We start from the raw sequence: 17,706 nt of genomic DNA on the forward strand, positions 1-17,706 counted from the left end.
CGTCCCGTTCATGCTAAGCGGCCTCCAGGGGGTCGGATCGGCAGTCGCGGCACAGTCCCGGCTCGGCCGCGCGGATTCCCCTGTCGCAGCCGTCGCAGTTCCGGAGCGGGTGCCGGAGGGCCGGGGGCGGTGCGGGGGCGCGGAACGGGGGCGGTGGTGGCAACTGGGCCGTGAGGCGGTGGGCCAGGAGGGCGGCCGGGCGGTGCAGGGGTTCGTCCGGCAGGGTGCTCGTCAGGGCGTGGCGTACGGCGGTGGGCGTGAGGTCCCGCTCCAGCCAGGCGGCGACGCCGGGGGCGAGGTGCTCGGTGTCGGTGGTGGAGAGGAGCAGGCGGGGGTCCTCGCGGCGGAGGCCGGCGAGGAGGTCGACGGCTGTCCGGAGGAGGACGGGGGAGGGGTTCGAGGGCTGTGGGACGGCCGGGAGCGCCTTGCGGCGGGGGCGGTCGGCCGGGGCCGGGCGTCGGGCCGGTGGCTCGGGGGCTGTGGTCGCGGTCGGCGCACTGCGGCGTCCGGGACCGTTGCAGGAGACCGTGCGGGTGACGATCCGGCCGTCGGGTGTGCGTTCGCGGGTGCGGCGCAGGTAGCCGTGTGCCTCCAGTTCACGCAGGGCGGCGGCGACGCGGGTCGCGCCCTCGGGGAAGCGGGCGGCGAGCGTCTTGATGTCGACGGGGGCGCCTGTGGGCAGCGACTGGATGTAGAGGCCCAGCCCGATGGCGAGTCCGGACAGCTCCGGGTGCTGGGCGAGGTGGTTGCCGACCACCGTGAAGTTGCTGGTGTGGCGGACGTTGTCGTGCACCACGCCGGAATGTGGGCGCCTGCGAGGGTGATTCTTGCCCGGGATGCGGGACTGGGGGCGTGCGGGCGCGCTAGGGTTTTCTGTGTCCATCAGGAAGGGCCTAACTTCCTCGGTGGTCAGGCCCTCGCAGGGATCGCTAGTCCCGGCGGGGGCCGTCGCATTTTCTGCCGCAGGTCCGTGGTGACCTGCAGTCGTGCTCCGTCGTGCTGAGAGTAGGGCAGGCAACCCATCTCAAATCCAGTCCAGTTGGGCATATTCACTCGGGGGAGTGAGGCCGGGCCGTGGGCGGGAGGGGTGGGGTTTGGCGGGGGTCTTTTCTCCCCGTGGTTCTTGGAAAAGACCGCCGGCCGCACCGGAGCGCGCATTCTCATGCTCCGGTTTCCGGAGCCTCAGTTCGGCCCAGACGGTCTTGCGTGGGGGCGGTCCTGGTGTCACGCCCCAGCGGGTCGCGAACGCGGCCACGAGGAGCAGGCCGCGGCCGGATTCCATGTCGACCCCGCCCGCGCCGAGTCGGGGAAGCCGGTCACCCATCGTGTCCGTCGCCTCGATGCGGAGGGTGTCGCCGACGACGTACAGCGTGAGACGGAAGTCGCGTCCCGGTACGCGTCCGTGCGTCGCCGCGTTCGTCGCGAGCTCGGCGACGATCTGGTCGGCCGGGCTCAACGGCAGCCCCCAGGAACGGAGTTGTTCCGTCGCGAGCAGCCTCCCCAGGCGGGCCCCGCGTGACGTGGGGGACAGCAGCACGCTGAAGTTGCGGACGGGTTCGACGCGTTGGGCCTCGGGCCCGGCGGCTTCCTGATTCACGTCACTCAGCGTGTCCGACTCCGCCTACGGTGAGCTGCGATGACGTCGGTGCGTACAGGCTTTGTCCGGTCGTTGTCCCGATCTGTCCCGGCTGTCCCGGGTGTCGTACGGGAACGGTGCGCGTTGGAGGTGGGTGGGTGTGAGCAGCGAGAGTGCGGACGAACCGGGCTGGGACGTGAGCCCCGAGGACGAGATCGCCCCGGTGGTCGAGGCGACCGGCCGCCAGGTCAGGCTCTGGCGGGAGGCGGCCGGGATGCGGGTGGTCGAGTTCGGACGGGCGATCGGGTACGGGGAGGACCTGGTCCGGAAGGTGGAGCGGGGCGCGCGGATTCCCCGGGCGGACTTCCTGGACCGCGCGGACGACGTCCTGAACGCGGGCGGGCATCTCAGGGCCTTCAAGGAGGACATGGAGAAGGCCCGCTACCCGAAGAAGGTCCGCGAACTGAAGATGCTGGAGGAGCGGGCCGTCGAGCTGCTGCTGTACAGCAACCACAACATCCATGGGTTGTTGCAGACGCCCGAGTACGCGCAGGCGCTGTTCGAGACACGCCAGCCTGCCTATCCGCAGGAGGTGGTGGAGCGTGAGACCGCCGCGCGTATGAGCCGGAAGGTGATCTACGAGAGGTCACCGGCCCCGGCGCTCAGCTTCATCCAGGAAGAGGTGACGCTACGACGTCCGATCGGGGGGAAGATGAAGCTGCGCCGCCAACTCGAACACCTTCTGCAAGTAGGTCAGTTGCGGAACGTGTCGCTTCAGGTGATGCCGACCGACCGAGAGGATCACGCCGGGATGCAGGGGCTCATCGAGGTGCTGAAGTTCGAGGACGGCACGGCGGTCGGGCGATCTGACGGAGCCTTCAACGGTCGTCCTGTCTCGGACCCCAGGGACTTGCGGATCTTGGAGCTGCGCTATGGCATCATCCGGGCCCAAGCTCTCACCCCGAGAGAGTCGTTGACCTTCATCGAGCAACTGCTGGGAGAAACATGATCCATGTGACCTCCCCCGAGGACCCCTCGGGGCTGATCTGGTTCAAGAGCAGCTACAGCAGCAGCAGCGAAGCCGGCGACTGTGTCGAAGTCGCTCTGGAGTGGTTCAAGAGCAGCTACAGCGACAGCAGTAACAGCAGCGAATGCGTCGAAATAGCCCCCACCCCCGCCACGATCCACGTCCGCGACTCCAAGAACCCGGGCGGCGCCCGCCTGGCGATGGCCCCGGCGGCCTGGACGGCGTTCGTCCGCTTCGCGGCTCAGAGCTGACCGGGGGAGCGGAGATCCACCCGCAGAGCTACGCCCGTACCGTCTTCGCCGCCCTGGGCGGAGTCGTCGAGGTCGGCGCGGTGAACCACACCGGCACCTGGGATCCGGCGGATGCCTCGGTGGGGGACTTCCTGGCGCCCAGGGGCGAGGACATCGCACGGATCATGGCGGCGGTCCGGACGATCGGCCGGTTCGACGACCCTGTCATGGCCCTCTCGGACGAGCTGGGGTACCTGCGCGAACACCCGGTGACCGTGGAGTTCCTGCTGCTCTGGTCGGCCGGCATCACCTGGGACCCGGAGTCGGCGGAGAACCTCGCGTATCTGGCGGACCCGCGGGTGGTGCGCCGGATGTGCCGGATGGGCGCGGACCTCCAACTGGCCAACCTGCTGGACGCTTCGGTGACCGCAGGGATCGCGGCCGGGGTGGACGCCGAGGAGGGCGGGGGCCTGGCCGCCGGGATCATCAGCGTCGCCTGTGAGCTCGTGGGCGACACCGGGCGCAGCACTCCGGAGGGCGTGTTCCGTACGTGGCGGGTGGCCCGTCTGCCGGACACCCTGCGCCCGGACTCCGGTGCGCCGGAGTCCGGCAAGGCGGGATACAGGGCGTACGACGCGGAACTGGAGCGGTTGCTCGCGCCGGTCTGAGGCCGCCCGGCGAGCGGTCACTGCATGTTCTGCACGTGCGGATGGTCGTACGAGGCCACGCACACGTAGATCTGCATGTTGTAGCTCCGGCCGATGGTGAGTCGGGTGGAGCAGGCCGGTCCGAGGAAGTGCAGGCCGTCGTAGCCGGCGTCCTCCAGGGGGCGCCAGCTGCGGTTGCCGTCCCATTCGGCGCCGTCGATGGTGAGCAGCGGGCGGACGTCCGAGCCGCACTCGGGGCAGGACATCGGGAACGGATCGCTGAAGCTCCAGGGTCCGTGTCCGCCGAGCTTGCAGCCGGGGGCGACGCTGAGGTCGTACTGGTAGTGGGCGACCTCGATGTCGTCCTCCTCGTCCGGGTTCTGTTCCTCCTCCCAGGCATGGATCCGGTCGGCCAGTTCCTCGGGCAGCTCGTGCGGGGCCGGGTACTCGGTGACCGTCTCGGGGTGGAGCAGGCAGGGCTCGGGCAGGTAGTCGTCGCTGCCGATCACCGAGGGCTCGGGGGCCGAGGGGAGCGGGTCGGTGACGTCCGCGGAGGCCCGCCAGTACAGCTCGGCGGCGGGCATGTAGTCCTCGTCGTGGTCGAACGGGCACCACAGCACCTGCAGCAGGTCGGTGCCGGCCGGGCGGGGCAGCGTGGGGATGTCGGCGGCGTAGAGCTGGGCCACGGGGATGAGCGGGACCGGGCCGTCCTGCGGTATTCGCCTCTCGTCGACGGCGCGGTCGACGATCACCCGCTCCTCCGCCGTGAGCAGGTCCGCGCCCTCCGCGCGCGGCCGGGTCCAGGCCTCGGCGAGGATGCGGCGCTCCTGCCGTACGTCAGCGGGGGCCACGCCGAGATGCGTGGGCGCGTCGTGATCCGGGCAGGTGGGCCAGGGCTCGTCGGCGGGCCACAGCAGGGGGCCGCCGATCGAACTGTCCGCGACCGTCGGCGCACCCGGACGCGGATGCAACCGCACGGCGGTGCGGGCCAGCGGCGCGAGCTCGGGGAAGAGGGCGGCGATGTCGACGGGCCGCGGGGGAGTGGTGCGAGACATGAGGACGAGGCTACGGGCCCAACGGGCGCTGTGATCAGGGGAAGTGATGGACGGTCCCGGCCGGATCGGTCCCGGTGACGCCGACGGAAGCGGTTCCGACGCCGCGGTGCCGTGGGCCGGCCCCGTCCTTGATTCCGTGTCGCGCCGCGGTCGTCATGGCGAACCGGTGGCGGCAGGCACCGTCGCCCGGCTCAACGGCGCGTTGACACCGGAGCTGTGCGCCGCGCTGCGGGCGGAAGGTCCTGGCCGTAAGAGCATGGCCGAGTTCGCCATCGACGACACCCTCGACCACGTGCCGTTCCGGGATCTGCCGCTGTGGCTCAAGTGGTGGAAGGTCGTGTCGAAGGTGCTGAACAAGCCGACGTACCGGCGGATGCTGTTCGCCGACGCGGTCGAGGCCGCCCGGCTCGCCCTGCGTCGACGGCGCTGAAGGAAACGGGCGCCCGGGCGTTCACCGCGGCCGGGGTCGCCGTGCGGTCCGACGAACGGCCTGCGGGCACCGGAGCCGTACGCGGAGACGGATCGAGCGGCGGGTTTCTCCGGCCCGGCCGCACATCCCGGCCGAGCCGGGTTTGACCTGCGTCACCTTAGGGGTACGATCCTCGGCTCGATTGGCCAGGGGGGTGTCCTGTATGGCAGACTAACGGGGTTGCTCGGTCGAGTGCCGATGCTGCGCGCCTCCCGTCGGGAGGACTGGAAGCGAGTCCCACAGTACTCGTCGCCCAATCTGTCGTCAGGCAGCGCTGGGGCGGACGTACGGGAATCTTCCGGGAAGTGTCAGCGGGGTGCCGACCAGGCGCCCGGTGGGTGTTCTCGCCCCCGGTCCTGCGGTTGCTTTCGGGCGGAGCCGCGTCCCTGGTAGGGAAATCCGTCATGGATATCTCTGTCGCCAGGAGCGCGACACACCCGACCGCGTGGGTCGGAGACAAGGACGCGAACCCCCGAGCGTCAGAGCGTTTAATCGAGACAAAGGACTACTGAGTAGCCATGGCGGGACAGAAGATCCGCATCCGGCTCAAGGCCTACGACCACGAGGTCATCGACTCCTCGGCGAAGAAGATCGTCGAGACGGTGACGCGCACTGGTGCGTCGGTCGCGGGCCCGGTGCCGCTGCCCACTGAGAAGAACGTGTACTGCGTCATCAAGTCGCCGCACAAGTACAAGGACTCTCGCGAGCACTTCGAGATGCGCACGCACAAGCGCCTCATCGACATCCTCGACCCCACGCCCAAGACCGTTGACTCCCTGATGCGACTCGACCTCCCGGCCGGTGTCGACATCGAGATCAAGCTCTAGGGATCGGTGATCTGAGAATGGCTAAGCAGATCAAGGGCATCCTCGGCGAGAAGCTCGGCATGACGCAGGTGTGGGACGAGAACAACCGTGTTGTTCCCGTCACCGTCGTCAAGGCCGGCCCGAACGTCGTGACCCAGGTCCGTACGAACGACGTCGACGGCTACGAGTCCGTCCAGATCGCGTTCGGCGAGATCGACCCGCGCAAGGTGAACAAGCCCCTCAAGGGCCACTTCGCGAAGGCCGACGTCACCCCCCGCCGCCACCTCGTCGAGATCCGTACCGCTGACGCCAGCGAGTACACCCTCGGCCAGGAGATCACCGCTGAGGTGTTCGAGGCCGGCATCAAGGTGGACGTGACCGGCAACAGCAAGGGCAAGGGCTTCGCCGGTGTCATGAAGCGTCACAACTTCAAGGGCCTCGGCGCCGGACACGGTGTCCAGCGCAAGCACCGCTCCCCCGGCTCCATCGGTGGCTGTGCCACCCCGGGCCGTGTGTTCAAGGGCGTCCGCATGGCGGGCCGCATGGGCAACGAGCGGGTCACCACCCAGAACCTGACCGTTCACGCCGTTGACGCGGAGAAGGGCCTGCTCCTCATCAAGGGAGCGATCCCTGGTCCGAACGGCGGCCTCGTCCTGGTCCGTACCGCGGCCAAGGGGGCCTGAGGACATGAGCACCATTGACATTCTGTCGCCCTCCGGCGACACCGCCGGGACTGTTGAGCTCCCGGCCGAGATCTTCGACGTAGAGAAGATCAGCATCCCGCTGCTTCACCAGGTTGTCGTCGCGCAGCTGGCCGCGGCCCGTCAGGGCACGCACAAGGTCAAGCGTCGTGGCGAGGTCCGTGGTGGTGGCCGCAAGCCTTACCGCCAGAAGGGCACCGGCCGCGCCCGTCAGGGTTCGACCCGCGCGCCGCAGTTCGCCGGCGGTGGCGTCGTTCACGGCCCCACCCCGCGTGACTACTCGCAGCGGACCCCGAAGAAGATGAAGGCCGCGGCCCTGCGCCACGCCCTCACCGACCGGGCCCGCAACGCTCGCATCCACGTCATCACCGGCGTGATCGAGGGCGAGACCCCCTCCACCAAGGCCGCGAAGAGCTTCCTCGGCAAGGTCAGCGAGCGCAAGAACGTGCTCCTGGTCATCGAGCGCTCCGACGAGGCCGCGCTGCTCTCCGCGCGCAACCTGCCCCAGGTCCACATCCTGGAGCCGGGCCAGCTGAACACGTACGACGTTCTCGTCTCGGACGACGTGGTCTTCACCCAGGCCGCTTTCGAGTCCTTCGTGTCTGGCCCCCAGGCCGCTGACACCGAAGGGAGCGAAGCCTGATGGCTACGCGTCACCCGAGCATTGCCTCGAAGGCCGCCAAGGCCGCCAAGGCCGCGCGCGTCGCCAAGGCGAAGCGCCACGAGGCCGAAGGCAAGAACACCGTCGAGACCCCGCTGAGCAAGAGCTTCACGGACCCCCGTGACGTCCTCCTCAAGCCGGTCGTCTCGGAGAAGAGCTACGCGCTGCTCGACGAGGGCAAGTACACCTTCGTCGTGGACCCGCGGGCCAACAAGACCCAGATCAAGCAGGCCGTCCAGGCGGTCTTCTCGGTCAAGGTCACCGGGGTCAACACGATCAACCGTCAGGGCAAGCGCAAGCGCACCAAGACGGGCTTCGGCAAGCGTGCCGACAGCAAGCGCGCGATCGTGACCCTCGCTGAGGGCGACCGTATCGACATCTTCGGCCAGGCCTCCTAACGGAGTGCCCTGGTCCGAATATCGGACGAGGACTGAGAAATGGGAATCCGCAAGTACAAGCCGACTACGCCGGGCCGTCGTGGCTCCAGCGTCGCCGACTTCGTCGAGGTCACGCGGTCCACGCCGGAGAAGTCGCTGGTTCGCCCCCTGCACAGCAAGGGCGGCCGTAACAATTCCGGTCGTGTGACCGTTCGCCACCAGGGTGGCGGACACAAGCGCGCCTACCGCGTGATCGACTTCCGTCGTCACGACAAGGACGGCGTGCCGGCGAAGGTCGCGCACATCGAGTACGACCCCAACCGCACCGCGCGCATCGCGCTGCTGCACTACGCGGACGGCGAGAAGCGCTACATCCTCGCCCCCCGCAACCTGTCGCAGGGTGACCGCGTCGAGAACGGTCCCGGGGCCGACATCAAGCCGGGCAACAACCTGGCGCTCCGCAACATCCCGGTCGGTACCACGATCCACGCGATCGAGATCCGTCCCGGTGGCGGCGCCAAGTTCGCCCGCTCCGCCGGTGCCTCGGTGCAGCTGCTCGCGAAGGAGGGCACGATGGCCCACCTCCGCATGCCTTCCGGTGAGATCCGCCTGGTCGACCAGCGCTGCCGCGCCACGGTCGGCGAGGTCGGCAACGCCGAGCAGAGCAACATCAACTGGGGTAAGGCCGGCCGTAAGCGCTGGCTGGGCGTTCGCCCGTCCGTCCGCGGTGTGGCGATGAACCCGGTTGACCACCCGCACGGTGGTGGTGAGGGCAAGACCTCCGGTGGTCGCCACCCGGTCTCCCCGTGGGGTCAGAAGGAGGGTCGTACTCGTTCGCCGAAGAAGGCTTCGAACAAGTACATCGTCCGCCGCCGCAAGACGAACAAGAAGCGCTAGGAGCGGGTTTAGATGCCGCGTAGTCTCAAGAAGGGACCCTTCGTCGACGACCACCTCGTAAAGAAGGTGGACGTACAGAACGAAGCCGGTACCAAGAACGTCATCAAGACCTGGTCCCGTCGCTCGATGATCATCCCGGCCATGCTCGGCCACACGATCGCGGTGCACAACGGCAAGACCCACATCCCGGTGTTTGTCACCGAGTCGATGGTCGGCCACAAGCTCGGCGAGTTCTCGCCGACGCGCACCTTCCGGGGTCACGTCAAGGACGACCGGAAGTCGAAGCGCCGCTAACGCGGGGTGGAATCGACCATGACAGACACTGGAAGGACAACCATGGAAGCCAGGGCCCAGGCGCGGTACATCCGCGTTACGCCCATGAAGGCCCGCCGAGTGGTGGACCTTATCCGTGGCATGGATGCCACGGAGGCTCAGGCGGTCCTGCGTTTCGCCCCGCAGGCCGCGAGCGTGCCGGTCGGCAAGGTGCTTGACAGCGCCATTGCCAACGCCGCGCACAACTACGACCACACCGACGCCGACAGCCTTTACATCTCCGAGGCGTACGTCGACGAGGGTCCGACCCTGAAGCGGTTCCGTCCGCGCGCCCAGGGCCGTGCCTACCGGATCCGCAAGCGGACCAGCCACATCACCGTGGTCGTCAGCAGCAAGGAAGGAACCCGGTAATGGGCCAGAAGGTTAACCCGCATGGGTTCCGGCTCGGCATCACCACGGACTTCAAGTCCCGTTGGTACGCCGACAAGCTGTACAAGGACTACGTCAAGGAAGACGTCGCCATCCGTCGGATGATGACGTCCGGCATGGAGCGCGCCGGCATCTCGAAGGTTGAGATCGAGCGCACCCGTGACCGCGTGCGGGTGGACATCCACACCGCGCGTCCGGGCATCGTCATCGGCCGCCGTGGCGCCGAGGCCGACCGCATCCGCGGCGACCTCGAGAAGCTCACGGGCAAGCAGGTCCAGCTGAACATCCTCGAGGTCAAGAACCCCGAGACGGACGCTCAGCTGGTTGCTCAGGCCGTTGCCGAGCAGCTCTCCTCCCGCGTCTCCTTCCGTCGCGCCATGCGTAAGAGCATGCAGTCGGCGATGAAGGCCGGCGCCAAGGGCATCAAGATCCAGTGCGGTGGCCGCCTCGGCGGCGCCGAGATGTCCCGCTCGGAGTTCTACCGCGAGGGCCGTGTGCCCCTGCACACGCTCCGCGCGAACGTCGACTACGGCTTCTTCGAGGCCAAGACGACCTTCGGCCGCATCGGTGTGAAGGTCTGGATCTACAAGGGCGACGTCAAGAACATCGCCGAGGTTCGCGCCGAGAACGCCGCTGCCCGTGCCGGCAACCGCCCGGCCCGTGGCGGCGCTGACCGCCCGGCCGGCCGTGGTGGCCGCGGTGGCGAGCGTGGCGGTCGCGGTCGTAAGCCGCAGCAGGCTCCCGCTGCCGAGGCCCCCAAGGCCGAGGCTCCGGCTGCCGCTCCGGCTGAGAGCACCGGAACGGAGGCCTGACCGACATGCTGATCCCCCGTAGGGTCAAGCACCGCAAGCAGCACCACCCGAAGCGCCGTGGTCAGGCCAAGGGCGGCACGCAGGTTTCGTTCGGCGAGTACGGCATTCAGGCCCTCACGCCGGCGTACGTGACGAACCGCCAGATCGAGGCCGCTCGTATCGCGATGACCCGCCACATCAAGCGTGGCGGCAAGGTCTGGATCAACATCTACCCGGACCGCCCGCTCACCAAGAAGCCTGCCGAGACCCGCATGGGTTCCGGTAAGGGTTCCCCCGAGTGGTGGATCGCGAACGTGCACCCGGGCCGGGTCATGTTCGAACTGTCCTACCCCAACGAGAAGATCGCCCGTGAGGCCCTCACTCGCGCAGCCCACAAGCTGCCGATGAAGTGCCGGATCGTCAAGCGCGAGGCAGGTGAAGCGTGATGTCGGCCGGTACCAAGGCGTCCGAGCTGCGCGAACTGGGTGACGAGGAGCTTCTCGCGAAGCTCCGCGAAGCCAAGGAAGAGCTGTTCAACCTCCGCTTCCAGGCGGCGACCGGTCAGCTCGAGAACCACGGTCGGCTCAAGGCCGTCCGCAAGGACATCGCGCGGATCTACACCCTCATGCGTGAGCGCGAGCTGGGCATCGAGACGGTGGAGAGCGCCTGATGAGCGAGAGCAACGTGACTGAGCAGAAGACCGACCGCGGTTTCCGCAAGACCCGTGAGGGTCTGGTCGTCAGCGACAAGATGGACAAGACCGTCGTCGTCGCCGTCGAGGACCGCGTGAAGCACGCGCTGTACGGCAAGGTCATCCGCCGTACCAACAAGCTCAAGGCCCACGACGAGCAGAACGCCGCCGGCGTCGGCGACCGTGTCCTCCTCATGGAGACCCGGCCGCTGTCCTCGACGAAGCGCTGGCGCATCGTCGAGATCCTCGAGAAGGCCAAGTAATTACCTGAGGGGTTTCCCTCAGGTTCGTTCCGCCAGGCTCGGGGCGGGACCGTCCTAGACGGCCCCGCCCCGGGAACCGGCAGACAATCAGGAGATAGACGTGATCCAGCAGGAGTCGCGACTGCGTGTCGCCGACAACACTGGTGCGAAGGAAATCCTTTGCATCCGTGTGCTCGGTGGCTCCGGTCGCCGCTACGCGGGCATCGGTGACGTGATCGTCGCCACCGTCAAGGACGCGATCCCCGGCGGCAACGTGAAGAAGGGTGACGTCGTCAAGGCCGTCATCGTTCGCACCGTCAAGGAGCGCCGCCGTCCGGACGGCTCGTACATCCGCTTCGACGAGAACGCCGCCGTCATTCTGAAGAACGACGGCGACCCTCGCGGCACCCGTATCTTCGGCCCCGTCGGCCGTGAGCTGCGCGAGAAGAAGTTCATGAAGATCATCTCGCTCGCGCCGGAGGTGCTGTAAGCATGAAGATCAAGAAGGGCGACCTGGTTCAGGTCATCACCGGTAAGGACAAGGGCAAGCAGGGCAAGGTCATTGCCGCTTACCCGCGCGACGAGCGCGTCCTGGTCGAGGGTGTCAACCGGGTCAAGAAGCACACGAAGGCCGGTCCGACCGCCAAGGGTTCGCAGGCCGGTGGCATCGTCACGACCGAGGCGCCCGTCCACGTCTCCAACGTCCAGCTGGTCGTTGAGAAGGACGGCAACAAGGTCGTCACGCGCGTCGGTTACCGCTTCGACGAAGAGGGCAACAAGATCCGCGTTGCCAAGCGGACGGGTGAGGACATCTGATGGCTACCACCACCACTCCGCGTCTCAAGACGAAGTACCGCGAGGAGATCGCGGCGAAGCTGCAGGAAGAGTTCTCCTACGAGAACGTCATGCAGACGCCGGGCCTCGTGAAGATCGTGGTCAACATGGGTGTCGGCGACGCCGCCCGTGACTCGAAGCTCATGGACGGTGCCGTCCGTGACCTGACCACGATCACCGGTCAGAAGCCGGCCATCACCAAGGCCCGCAAGTCCATCGCGCAGTTCAAGCTGCGTGAGGGTCAGCCGATCGGTGCCCACGTCACGCTCCGTGGCGACCGCATGTGGGAGTTCCTGGACCGCACCCTGTCGCTCGCGCTCCCGCGCATCCGCGACTTCCGTGGTCTGTCCCCCAAGCAGTTCGACGGCCGTGGCAACTACACCTTCGGTCTCACGGAGCAGGTCATGTTCCACGAGATCGACCAGGACAAGATCGACCGTACCCGGGGCATGGACATCACCGTGGTGACCACGGCGACCAACGACGCTGAGGGCCGCGCCCTTCTCCGTCACCTCGGCTTCCCCTTCAAGGAGGCGTAAGCGAGATGGCGAAGAAGGCTCTGATTGCCAAGGCTGCTCGTAAGCCCAAGTTCGGTGTGCGTGGTTACACGCGCTGCCAGCGCTGCGGTCGTCCGCACTCCGTGTACCGCAAGTTCGGCCTCTGCCGCGTGTGCCTTCGTGAGATGGCTCACCGTGGCGAGCTGCCGGGCGTGACCAAGAGCTCCTGGTAGTCCCTGTAATTCAGGGATCCAGGACTCTCGGTAAGTAAAGGGCTCTGTCAGGCGCCCGTCTCTCCATGGCTTAGGCTAGGAGGGTTGGGCGCCTGACGCCCAAACGACTTACTACGCCGTAGGTCCCCGCACCGCACCCGTCCCGCCCATGAGTGGGGAGAGGGATGGCGCATACAGGAAACCCCGGCGAGAGAGGCCGAAGGCCAATTCATGACCATGACTGATCCGATCGCGGACATGCTTACGCGTCTGCGTAACGCGAACTCGGCGTACCACGACACCGTGGGTATGCCGCACAGCAAGATCAAGTCGCACATCGCGGAGATCCTCCAGCAGGAGGGCTTCATCACGGGCTGGAAGGTCGAGGACGCCGAGGTCGGCAAGAACCTCGTTCTCGAGCTGAAGTTCGGCCCGAACCGTGAGCGCTCCATCGCGGGCATCAAGCGGATCTCCAAGCCCGGTCTCCGGGTTTACGCGAAGTCCACCAACCTGCCCAAGGTTCTGGGCGGCCTCGGCGTGGCGATCATCTCCACGTCCCACGGGCTCCTGACCGACAAGCAGGCCGGCAAGAAGGGCGTAGGCGGAGAAGTCCTCGCCTACGTCTGGTAGCGGAAGGGAACGGAGGAAACAGCTATGTCGCGTATTGGCAAGCTCCCCATCACGGTTCCCGCCGGCGTGGACGTCACCATCGACGGCCAGACGGTCTCGGTCAAGGGCCCCAAGGGCTCGCTGACCCACACCGTCGTGGCGCCGATCGAGATCGCCAAGGGTGAGGACGGCGTTCTGAACGTCACCCGCCCCAACGACGAGCGTCAGAACAAGGCCCTCCACGGCCTGTCCCGCACGCTGGTGGCGAACATGATCACCGGCGTGACCGAGGGTTACGTGAAGAAGCTCGAGATCAGCGGTGTCGGTTACCGCGTTCTGGCGAAGGGCTCCAACCTGGAGTTCTCGCTCGGCTACAGCCACTCGATCACTGTCGAGGCCCCCGAGGGCATCACCTTCAAGGTGGAAGCCCCCACCCGTTTCTCGGTCGAGGGCATCGACAAGCAGAAGGTCGGCGAGGTTGCGGCCAACATCCGCAAGCTGCGCAAGCCCGACCCGTACAAGGCCAAGGGCGTCAAGTACGAGGGCGAAGTCATTCGTCGCAAGGTCGGAAAGGCGGGTAAGTAAGCCATGGCATACGGTGTCAAGATTGCTAAGGGCGACGCTTACAAGCGTGCTGCCATCAAGCGTCGCCACATCCGGATCCGTAAGCACATCTCGGGTACGGCTGAGCGTCCGCGCCTGGTCGTGACGCGCTCCAACCGCCACATCGTGGCCCAGGTCATCGACGACGTTAAGGGTCACACCCTCGCGTCGGCGTCGACCCTGGACACCACGATCCGCGGTGGCGAGGCCGACAAGTCGGCTCAGGCGAAGTCGGTCGGCGCCCTGGTCGCCGAGCGCGCCAAGGCCGCCGGTGTCGAGGCTGTCGTGTTCGACCGTGGTGGCAACCAGTACGCCGGGCGCATCGCCGCCCTGGCGGACGCCGCCCGCGAAGCCGGACTCAAGTTCTGAGTCGCCCGTCGCGCTAGCGACTTGATTGTCGCTGCGTAGCTAGCGGAAAAAGAGAGAGGTAATCCAATGGCTGGACCCCAGCGCCGTGGAAGCGGTGCCGGTGGCGGCGAGCGGCGGGACCGGAAGGGCCGTGACGGCGGCGCTGCTGCCGCCGAGAAGACCGCGTACGTTGAGCGCGTTGTCGCGATCAACCGCGTCGCCAAGGTTGTGAAGGGTGGTCGTCGCTTCAGCTTCACCGCGCTCGTCGTGGTAGGCGATGGTGACGGCACCGTCGGTGTCGGTTACGGCAAGGCCAAGGAGGTGCCGGCCGCGATCGCCAAGGGTGTTGAAGAGGCCAAGAAGCACTTCTTCAAGGTCCCCCGCATCCAGGGCACCATCCCGCACCCGATCACGGGCGAGAAGGCCGCGGGCGTCGTCCTGCTCAAGCCTGCTTCCCCCGGTACCGGCGTTATCGCCGGTGGTCCCGTGCGTGCAGTGCTCGAGTGCGCCGGCGTTCACGACATCCTGTCGAAGTCGCTCGGTTCTTCGAACGCGATCAACATCGTGCACGCGACCGTGGCGGCCCTCAAGGGCCTGCAGCGTCCCGAGGAGATCGCGGCTCGCCGTGGTCTGCCCCTCGAGGACGTCGCCCCCGCGGCTCTCCTTCGTGCGCGTGCAGGGGCGGGTGCGTAATGGCTCGCCTCAAGGTCACGCAGACGAAGTCGTACATCGGCAGCAAGCAGAACCACCGCGACACCCTGCGCTCCCTTGGTCTCAAGGGCATCAACACGCAGGTCGTCAAGGAGGACCGCCCCGAGTTCCGCGGAATGGTTCACACCGTCCGCCACCTCGTGACGGTCGAGGAGGTCGACTAGATCATGGCGGAGAACAACCCGCTCAAGATCCACAACCTCCGTCCCGCCCCGGGCGCCAAGACCGCGAAGACCCGTGTCGGTCGTGGTGAGGCGTCGAAGGGTAAGACGGCCGGTCGTGGTACCAAGGGCACGAAGGCCCGCTACCAGGTTCCGGAGCGCTTCGAGGGCGGGCAGATGCCCCTCCACATGCGCCTCCCGAAGCTGAAGGGCTTCAAGAACCCGTTCAAGACCGAGTTCCAGGTCGTGAACCTCGACAAGCTGGCCGCGCTGTACCCGGAGGGTGGCGAGGTCACCGTCGAGGGTCTCGTCGCCAAGGGTGCCGTTCGCAAGAACAGCCTCGTCAAGGTCCTCGGCCAGGGCGAGATCTCCGTGGCGCTGCAGGTGACGGTCGACGCCGTCTCCGGCTCCGCCAAGGAGAAGATCACCGCCGCCGGCGGTACCGTCACCGAGCTCGTCTGATTTCAGCAGGCGTCTCGATGACCTGAACGATCCCGACCGGGGATGCCCCACAAAAGGGGCATCCCCGGTTGGTCGTTCCAAGGGGGGCAGTGTCGCCGGTAAGGTGGCCTGCACTGTTAATTTTCGTCCGGCGTGCCTCACGGGAACTCCGGGCGGTCTTTGGCTGTTGGTTAGCTGTCAGTCATCCGTCGAACCTCAAGACTCACCCTCGGACGCGGTAGCGCGGGGGTCGCAGGAGGCACCGTGCTCACCGCGTTCGCCCGGGCGTTCAGGACGCCCGACCTGCGCAAGAAGCTGTTCTTCACGCTCGGCATCATCGTGGTCTACCGAGTCGGTACACACATCCCGATTCCCGGTGTGAACTACAAGAACGTCCAGTCGTGCATCGACACGGCCGACTCGAACCGCGGGCTGTTCAGCCTGATCAACATGTTCAGTGGCGGCGCGCTGCTCCAGATCACGATCTTCGCGCTCGGCATCATGCCGTACATCACGGCGAGCATCATTCTCCAGCTGCTCACCGTGGTGATCCCGCGACTGGAGGCCCTCAAGAAGGAGGGCTCGGCCGGTACGGCGAAGATCACGCAGTACACCCGTTACCTGACGGTCGCGCTCGCGATCCTGCAGGGCACGGGCCTGGTGGCCACCGCCCGCAGCGGCGCGCTCTTCTCGGGCTGCCCCGTGGCCAACCAGATCGTGCCGGACCAGTCGATCTTCACCACGATCACGATGGTCATCACGATGACCGCCGGCACCTGTGTCGTCATGTGGCTCGGTGAGCTCATCACCGACCGCGGCATCGGCAACGGCATGTCGATCCTGATGTTCATCTCGATCGCCGCGACCTTCCCGAGCGCCCTGTGGACCGTCAAGGTCCAGGGCAAGCTGGCCGGTGGCTGGATCGAGTTCGGCACGGTCATCGCGGTGGGTCTGTGCATGGTCGCCCTGGTGGTCTTCGTCGAGCAGGCGCAGCGCCGGATTCCGGTCCAGTACGCGAAGCGCATGATCGGCCGCCGTTCCTACGGTGGCACCTCGACCTACATTCCGCTGAAGGTCAACCAGGCAGGTGTGATTCCTGTCATCTTCGCGTCGTCGCTGCTCTACATTCCGAGCCTGGTCGCCCAGTTCTCGAAGAGCAACTCCGGGTGGAAAACGTGGGTCACACAGAACCTGACCAAGGGTGACCACCCGATTTACATCACCCTGTACTTCCTCCTGATCGTGTTCTTCGCGTTCTTCTACGTGGCGATCTCGTTCAACCCCGAGGAAGTCGCCGACAACATGAAGAAGTATGGTGGCTTCATCCCGGGCATCCGGGCTGGTCGGCCGACCGCTGAGTACCTCAGCTACGTACTCAACCGGATCACCTGGCCGGGTTCGCTGTATCTCGGGGTGATCGCTCTCGTGCCGACGGTGGCGTTGGTTGGTTTCAATGCAAACCAGAACTTCCCGTTCGGTGGCACCAGCATCCTCATCATCGTGGGTGTCGGTCTCGAGACGGTGAAGCAGATCGAGAGCCAGCTTCAGCAGCGCAATTACGAAGGGTTCCTCCGCTGATGAGAATCGTCCTCGTCGGGCCGCCCGGTGCCGGGAAGGGAACGCAGGCCGCGTTCCTCGCCAAGAATCTGGCGATCCCGCACATCTCAACGGGAGACCTGTTCCGCGCCAACATCTCTCAGCAGACGGAACTCGGCAAGCTGGCGAAGTCCTACATGGACAAGGGCGAACTCGTACCGGACGAGGTCACCATCGCCATGGCCAAGGACCGCATGGAGCAGCCCGACGCCGAGGGCGGCTTCCTGCTCGACGGCTTCCCGCGCAACGTCTCGCAGGCCGAGGCGCTGGACGAGATGCTCAGCACCGAGGGCATGAAGCTGGACGCGGTGCTGGACCTGGAGGTCCCCGAGGACGAGGTGGTCCGCCGTATCGCGGGCCGCCGCATCTGCCGCAACGACTCGTCGCACGTGTTCCACGTGTCGTACTCGGCGCCGAAGCAGGAAGGCGTCTGTGACGTCTGCGGCGGCGAGCTGTACCAGCGTGACGACGACTCCGAGGACACGGTCCGCACGCGGCTGGAGGTCTACCACACGCAGACCGAGCCGATCATCGACTACTACAAGGCCCAGGGCCTGGTCGTCACGATCCCGGCGCTCGGCAAGGTGGAAGACGTCACGGCGCGTTCGATGGAGGCGCTGGCCCGCGAGGACGCCTAGTCCCCGCGGTCCGCTCCGCGGTGCACGCGCACCGTGGGGAGCATGAGAGGTACGTCGCATCGGCCGCGGCACCCGCACCGGGTGCCGCGGCCGACGTGCGCGGCGGGCAGGGCGCAGGCCCTGTGCGCCACGGGGTCGTCCGACCTCGGGCGGGGTGGGTCGAGTCCCCCGTATCGTTGGAGTA

30 protein-coding genes are annotated in these 17,706 nt (G+C 67.0%); 27 read left to right on the plus strand and 3 right to left on the minus strand.

Annotated elements, in window-relative coordinates:
• Window positions 1–13 precede the first annotated feature (13 nt).
• Both ACH4S8_RS27905 and ACH4S8_RS27910 read right to left on the minus strand, forming a co-directional pair.
• Window positions 14–883, minus strand: coding sequence for a helix-turn-helix domain-containing protein (locus ACH4S8_RS27905; RefSeq protein WP_398398753.1), 870 nt, complete (start codon window positions 881–883; stop codon window positions 14–16).
• Between the two features lie 141 nt (window positions 884–1,024).
• The gene (locus ACH4S8_RS27910) at window positions 1,025–1,597 is read right to left on the minus strand and encodes an ATP-binding protein (RefSeq protein ID WP_398398755.1); all 573 of its coding nucleotides are present in this window, start codon (window positions 1,595–1,597) and stop codon (window positions 1,025–1,027) included.
• Between the two features lie 175 nt (window positions 1,598–1,772).
• Between ACH4S8_RS27910 and ACH4S8_RS27915 the strand changes: the two genes are divergently transcribed.
• The 3 genes from ACH4S8_RS27915 to ACH4S8_RS27925 all read left to right on the plus strand — a co-directional run bounded on the left by ACH4S8_RS27915 (window position 1,773) and on the right by ACH4S8_RS27925 (window position 3,501).
• Window positions 1,773–2,585, plus strand: a complete 813-nt coding sequence (locus tag ACH4S8_RS27915; protein WP_398398757.1) for a helix-turn-helix domain-containing protein — start codon at window positions 1,773–1,775, stop codon at window positions 2,583–2,585.
• On the plus strand, window positions 2,582–2,854 hold the full coding sequence (locus tag ACH4S8_RS27920; RefSeq protein WP_398398759.1) for a DUF397 domain-containing protein: 273 nt from the start codon (window positions 2,582–2,584) through the stop codon (window positions 2,852–2,854). The genes ACH4S8_RS27915 and ACH4S8_RS27920 overlap by 4 nt, the downstream gene beginning before the upstream one ends.
• 80 nt (window positions 2,855–2,934) lie before the next feature.
• A complete protein-coding gene (locus ACH4S8_RS27925) occupies window positions 2,935–3,501 on the plus strand; it encodes a hypothetical protein (protein ID WP_398398761.1) in 567 nt (188 codons plus the stop codon).
• Window positions 3,502–3,518: 17 nt separating this feature from the next.
• Here ACH4S8_RS27925 and ACH4S8_RS27930 read toward each other — a convergent pair whose 3' ends face one another.
• A complete protein-coding gene (locus ACH4S8_RS27930) occupies window positions 3,519–4,535 on the minus strand; it encodes a hypothetical protein (protein WP_398398763.1) in 1,017 nt (338 codons plus the stop codon).
• 46 nt (window positions 4,536–4,581) lie between these two features.
• Between ACH4S8_RS27930 and ACH4S8_RS27935 the strand changes: the two genes are divergently transcribed.
• From ACH4S8_RS27935 to ACH4S8_RS28050, 24 genes are all read left to right on the plus strand, one after another.
• Window positions 4,582–4,965: a hypothetical protein gene (locus ACH4S8_RS27935; protein ID WP_398398765.1), complete on the plus strand. Its 384-nt coding sequence runs from the start codon at window positions 4,582–4,584 to the stop codon at window positions 4,963–4,965.
• A gap of 557 nt (window positions 4,966–5,522) precedes the next feature.
• On the plus strand, window positions 5,523–5,831 hold the full coding sequence (gene rpsJ / locus ACH4S8_RS27940; protein WP_003948644.1) for a 30S ribosomal protein S10: 309 nt from the start codon (window positions 5,523–5,525) through the stop codon (window positions 5,829–5,831).
• A 17-nt stretch (window positions 5,832–5,848) separates the two neighbouring features.
• Entirely contained in the window at window positions 5,849–6,493 is a 645-nt protein-coding gene (gene rplC / locus ACH4S8_RS27945) for a 50S ribosomal protein L3 (RefSeq protein ID WP_339130939.1), read from the plus strand.
• A 4-nt stretch (window positions 6,494–6,497) separates the two neighbouring features.
• On the plus strand, window positions 6,498–7,154 hold the full coding sequence (gene rplD, locus ACH4S8_RS27950) for a 50S ribosomal protein L4 (RefSeq protein WP_037627000.1): 657 nt from the start codon (window positions 6,498–6,500) through the stop codon (window positions 7,152–7,154).
• Window positions 7,154–7,570, plus strand: a complete 417-nt coding sequence (gene rplW / locus ACH4S8_RS27955) for a 50S ribosomal protein L23 (RefSeq protein ID WP_037626998.1) — start codon at window positions 7,154–7,156, stop codon at window positions 7,568–7,570. Before rplD ends, rplW begins: the two co-directional genes overlap by 1 nt.
• A 39-nt stretch (window positions 7,571–7,609) precedes the next feature.
• Complete coding sequence (gene rplB / locus ACH4S8_RS27960; protein ID WP_153289116.1) at window positions 7,610–8,446, plus strand: 50S ribosomal protein L2; 837 nt, start codon at window positions 7,610–7,612, stop codon at window positions 8,444–8,446.
• A gap of 12 nt (window positions 8,447–8,458) precedes the next feature.
• Window positions 8,459–8,740 (plus strand): 30S ribosomal protein S19, encoded by a 282-nt coding sequence (rpsS, locus tag ACH4S8_RS27965; RefSeq protein ID WP_215069815.1) that lies wholly within the window; start codon window positions 8,459–8,461, stop codon window positions 8,738–8,740.
• Between the two features lie 42 nt (window positions 8,741–8,782).
• Complete coding sequence (gene rplV, locus ACH4S8_RS27970) at window positions 8,783–9,130, plus strand: 50S ribosomal protein L22 (RefSeq protein WP_019329637.1); 348 nt, start codon at window positions 8,783–8,785, stop codon at window positions 9,128–9,130.
• Window positions 9,130–9,960 (plus strand): 30S ribosomal protein S3, encoded by an 831-nt coding sequence (rpsC, locus tag ACH4S8_RS27975; RefSeq protein WP_037747976.1) that lies wholly within the window; start codon window positions 9,130–9,132, stop codon window positions 9,958–9,960. The genes rplV and rpsC overlap by 1 nt, the downstream gene beginning before the upstream one ends.
• Before the next feature lie 5 nt (window positions 9,961–9,965).
• The gene (rplP, locus tag ACH4S8_RS27980; RefSeq protein ID WP_010986348.1) at window positions 9,966–10,385 is read left to right on the plus strand and encodes a 50S ribosomal protein L16; all 420 of its coding nucleotides are present in this window, start codon (window positions 9,966–9,968) and stop codon (window positions 10,383–10,385) included.
• Complete coding sequence (gene rpmC / locus ACH4S8_RS27985) at window positions 10,385–10,609, plus strand: 50S ribosomal protein L29 (RefSeq protein ID WP_003998824.1); 225 nt, start codon at window positions 10,385–10,387, stop codon at window positions 10,607–10,609. Before rplP ends, rpmC begins: the two co-directional genes overlap by 1 nt.
• Window positions 10,609–10,893 carry a 30S ribosomal protein S17 gene (rpsQ, locus tag ACH4S8_RS27990; RefSeq protein ID WP_266761752.1) on the plus strand — a complete coding sequence of 95 codons (285 nt, stop codon included), beginning with the start codon at window positions 10,609–10,611 and terminating at the stop codon, window positions 10,891–10,893. The genes rpmC and rpsQ overlap by 1 nt, the downstream gene beginning before the upstream one ends.
• 100 nt (window positions 10,894–10,993) lie before the next feature.
• Window positions 10,994–11,362 carry a 50S ribosomal protein L14 gene (rplN, locus tag ACH4S8_RS27995; RefSeq protein WP_003998823.1) on the plus strand — a complete coding sequence of 123 codons (369 nt, stop codon included), beginning with the start codon at window positions 10,994–10,996 and terminating at the stop codon, window positions 11,360–11,362.
• Between the two features lie 2 nt (window positions 11,363–11,364).
• Entirely contained in the window at window positions 11,365–11,688 is a 324-nt protein-coding gene (rplX, locus tag ACH4S8_RS28000; RefSeq protein WP_328449240.1) for a 50S ribosomal protein L24, read from the plus strand.
• A complete protein-coding gene (gene rplE, locus ACH4S8_RS28005) occupies window positions 11,688–12,245 on the plus strand; it encodes a 50S ribosomal protein L5 (RefSeq protein WP_037626984.1) in 558 nt (185 codons plus the stop codon). The genes rplX and rplE overlap by 1 nt, the downstream gene beginning before the upstream one ends.
• A gap of 5 nt (window positions 12,246–12,250) precedes the next feature.
• Window positions 12,251–12,436 (plus strand): type Z 30S ribosomal protein S14, encoded by a 186-nt coding sequence (locus ACH4S8_RS28010; protein WP_003948630.1) that lies wholly within the window; start codon window positions 12,251–12,253, stop codon window positions 12,434–12,436.
• A gap of 210 nt (window positions 12,437–12,646) precedes the next feature.
• Window positions 12,647–13,045 carry a 30S ribosomal protein S8 gene (gene rpsH, locus ACH4S8_RS28015; RefSeq protein ID WP_010986352.1) on the plus strand — a complete coding sequence of 133 codons (399 nt, stop codon included), beginning with the start codon at window positions 12,647–12,649 and terminating at the stop codon, window positions 13,043–13,045.
• Window positions 13,046–13,069: 24 nt separating this feature from the next.
• Complete coding sequence (rplF, locus tag ACH4S8_RS28020) at window positions 13,070–13,609, plus strand: 50S ribosomal protein L6 (RefSeq protein ID WP_361676696.1); 540 nt, start codon at window positions 13,070–13,072, stop codon at window positions 13,607–13,609.
• 3 nt (window positions 13,610–13,612) lie between these two features.
• The gene (gene rplR, locus ACH4S8_RS28025; protein ID WP_060901491.1) at window positions 13,613–13,996 is read left to right on the plus strand and encodes a 50S ribosomal protein L18; all 384 of its coding nucleotides are present in this window, start codon (window positions 13,613–13,615) and stop codon (window positions 13,994–13,996) included.
• Window positions 13,997–14,062: 66 nt separating this feature from the next.
• On the plus strand, window positions 14,063–14,668 hold the full coding sequence (rpsE, locus tag ACH4S8_RS28030; protein ID WP_006376045.1) for a 30S ribosomal protein S5: 606 nt from the start codon (window positions 14,063–14,065) through the stop codon (window positions 14,666–14,668).
• Window positions 14,668–14,850 carry a 50S ribosomal protein L30 gene (rpmD, locus tag ACH4S8_RS28035; protein ID WP_055553514.1) on the plus strand — a complete coding sequence of 61 codons (183 nt, stop codon included), beginning with the start codon at window positions 14,668–14,670 and terminating at the stop codon, window positions 14,848–14,850. Before rpsE ends, rpmD begins: the two co-directional genes overlap by 1 nt.
• Window positions 14,851–14,853: 3 nt before the next feature.
• Window positions 14,854–15,309: a 50S ribosomal protein L15 gene (rplO, locus tag ACH4S8_RS28040; protein WP_003974249.1), complete on the plus strand. Its 456-nt coding sequence runs from the start codon at window positions 14,854–14,856 to the stop codon at window positions 15,307–15,309.
• Between the two features lie 243 nt (window positions 15,310–15,552).
• A complete protein-coding gene (gene secY / locus ACH4S8_RS28045; protein ID WP_398398776.1) occupies window positions 15,553–16,866 on the plus strand; it encodes a preprotein translocase subunit SecY in 1,314 nt (437 codons plus the stop codon).
• On the plus strand, window positions 16,866–17,522 hold the full coding sequence (locus ACH4S8_RS28050) for an adenylate kinase (protein ID WP_398398778.1): 657 nt from the start codon (window positions 16,866–16,868) through the stop codon (window positions 17,520–17,522). Before secY ends, ACH4S8_RS28050 begins: the two co-directional genes overlap by 1 nt.
• Window positions 17,523–17,706 lie beyond the last annotated feature (184 nt).

It is taken from the genome of Streptomyces sp. NPDC021080 (assembly GCF_044333225.1).
GTDB lineage: Bacteria > Actinomycetota > Actinomycetes > Streptomycetales > Streptomycetaceae > Streptomyces.